General features: G+C 57.1%; 2 rRNA genes. Both read right to left on the bottom strand.

What is annotated here, in order from left to right:
- Nucleotides 1-57 precede the first annotated feature (57 nt).
- Nucleotides 58-174, bottom strand: a 5S ribosomal RNA gene (rrf, locus tag PROPJV5_RS12245).
- Between the two features lie 171 nt (nucleotides 175-345).
- Nucleotides 346-2,855: ribosomal RNA gene (locus PROPJV5_RS12240) — 23S ribosomal RNA — on the bottom strand; the annotation flags it as partial.

The raw sequence follows: 2,855 nt of genomic DNA, 5'->3' as shown, positions 1-2,855 counted from the left end.
TGTTAAATGGTGGTGTCCCCGGCCAGCATGTGGCCGGGGACACTCGTTGTGGAATGTGTGCGGCGGTTTCCTACTCTCCCACACGCTCCCGCGTGCAGTACCATCGGCGCCAGGAGGCTTAACTTCCGGGTTCGGAATGAGACCGGGTGTTTCCCTCCCGCTATGACCACCGCAACAACTTTTCAACACTCAACAAACAACCACTGGTGCGGTTAGCCCCACACCCACCCGTGCGGTGGTGTGGGGTGTGTTGTTTGCGTGTCGGGAACAACACAGTGGACGCGAACACCTTGAACAGCAAGTCCTTTGACCGCCCCCACCACCCCGCCACAGGGTGGTGGTTGTGATGGCAAGCCTCTCGGCCACTTGGAATCGGTCAGCTCCACACCTCACGGCGCTTCCACGTCCGACCCATCAACCCGGTGGTCTACCGGGGGCCTTACCAGCACAGGGGCTGGGGAACCCTCATCTCGAAGCGTGCTTCCCACTTAGATGCTTTCAGCGGTTATCACTTCCCAACGTAGCCAACCAGCCATGCTCCTGGAGGAACAACTGGCACACCAGAGGTTAGTCCGTCCCGGTCCTCTCGTACTAAGGACAGCCCTTCTCAAGATTCCTACGCGCGCAGCGGATAGGGACCGAACTGTCTCACGACGTTCTTAACCCAGCTCGCGTGCCGCTTTAATGGGCGAACAGCCCAACCCTTGGGACCGACTCCAGCCCCAGGATGCGACGAGCCGACATCGAGGTGCCAAACCATGCCGTCGCTGTGAGCGCTCGGGCAAGATCAGCCTGTTATCCCCGGGGTACCTTTTATCCGTTGAGTTCTGGCGCTTCCACAAGCCACCAGAAGATCACTAGTCCCGACTTTCGTCCCTGCTCGACATGTCTGTCTCACAGTCAAGCCCCCTTGTGCACTTACACTCAACACCTGGTTGCCGACCAGGCTGAGGGAACCTTTGGGCGCCTCCGTTACCTTTTGGGAGGCGACCGCCCCAGTCAAACTACCCATCAGGCACTGTCCCTGAACCGGATAACGGTCCTAGGTTAGATAACCAGAACGACCAGAGTGGTATTTCAACGACGACTCCACGACCACTAGCGTGACCGCTTCACAGTCTCCCACCTATCCTACACAAGTCGCACCGATCACCAATACCAAACTATAGTAAAGGTCCCGGGGTCTTTCCGTCCTGCTGCGCGTAACGAGCATCTTTACTCGTAATGCAATTTCACCGAGTTCGTGGTGGAGACAGTACCCAAGTCGTTACTCCATTCGTGCAGGTCGGAACTTACCCGACAAGGAATTTCGCTACCTTAGGATGGTTATAGTTACCACCGCCGTTTACTGGGGCTTAAGTTCACCGCTTCGCCCAAAAGGGCTAACAGTTCCCCTTAACCTTCCAGCACCGGGCAGGAGTCAGTCCGTATACATCGTCTTACAACTTGGCACGGACCTGTGCTTTTAGTAAGCAGTCGCTTGGGTCAATTCACTGCGACTGTCAGCGCTCCGGGCCGCAAGAACCCATCACGCGTCAAGTCTCCCTTATCCCTAAGTTACGGGAGGATTTTGCCGAGTTCCTTCACCACGATTATCTCGATCGCCTCGGTATTCTCTACCTATCCACCAGTGTCGGTTTGGGGTACGGGCGGCACTAACAGCAACTCGCTCACGAAGCTTTTCTAGGCAGCATAGGATCACTCGAATACGAACCCACCATACGGGGCCCCACTCTTCATCTCTCAGGCACACGACCAGCGGATTTACCTACCAGTCACCCCACAGACTTAACAGCCTTACCATGACGGCTGTCGAGCTACCTTCCTGCGTCCCTCCGCAGCTTGTCTACTACAGACTCGGTTCACAGACTCAACACCCCCACACTCCAAAGAGCACAAGGACGTCTCGCGTGCTTAGCATCATCCGATTCAACAGGATCGTTACTGGGCCGGTACGGGAATATCAACCCGTTAACCATCGACTACGCCTGTCGGCCTCGCCTTAGGACCCGACTAACCCGGGGCAGATCAGCTTGACCCCGGAACCCTTGGATATTCGGCGGACGGGTTTCCCACCCGTCATACGCTACTCATGCCTGCATTCTCACTTGCGCGCACTCCACACCGGGTCACCCCAGCGCTTCACCACACACACAACGCTCCCCTACCCATCCACACACCTGGACACCAAGGGGAAAACCCCGGCATCAGGTCAACGCGTGAATGCCACAGCTTCGGCGGGCGGCTTGAGCCCCGCTACATTGTCGGCGCGGAATCACTTGACCAGTGAGCTATTACGCACTCTTTCAAGGATGGCTGCTTCCAAGCCAACCTCCTGGTTGTCACCGCAACTCCACATCCTTTCCCACTTAGCCACCCCTTAGGGGCCTTAGCTGATGATCTGGGCTGTTTCCCTCTCGACGACGAAGCTTATCCCCCGCCGTCTCACTGCCACGCTCCCACTTGCCGGCATTCGGAGTTTGGCTGATTTCGGTAAGCTGATAGGCCCCCTAGACCATCCAGTGCTCTACCTCCGACAAGAAACACGCGACGCTGCACCTAAATGCATTTCGGGGAGAACCAGCTATCACAGTGTTTGATTGGCCTTTCACCCCTACCCACAACTCATCCCCCAGGTTTGCAACCCTGGTGGGTTCGGGCCTCCACGACGTCTTACCGACGCTTCACCCTGGCCATGGGTAGATCACACCGCTTCGGGTCTAGAGCATGCGACTCAAACGCCCTCTTCGGACTCGCTTTCGCTACGGCTCCCCCACCACGGGTTAACCTCGCCACACACCACTAACTCGCAGGCTCATTCTTCAAAAGGCACGCCGTCACCCCACCAAAAACAG

Origin of the sequence: Propionibacterium ruminifibrarum, assembly GCF_900289195.1 — a bacterium.
Lineage (GTDB): Bacteria > Actinomycetota > Actinomycetes > Propionibacteriales > Propionibacteriaceae > Propionibacterium > Propionibacterium ruminifibrarum.
This window is presented reverse-complemented; position numbering and strand designations above follow the sequence as displayed.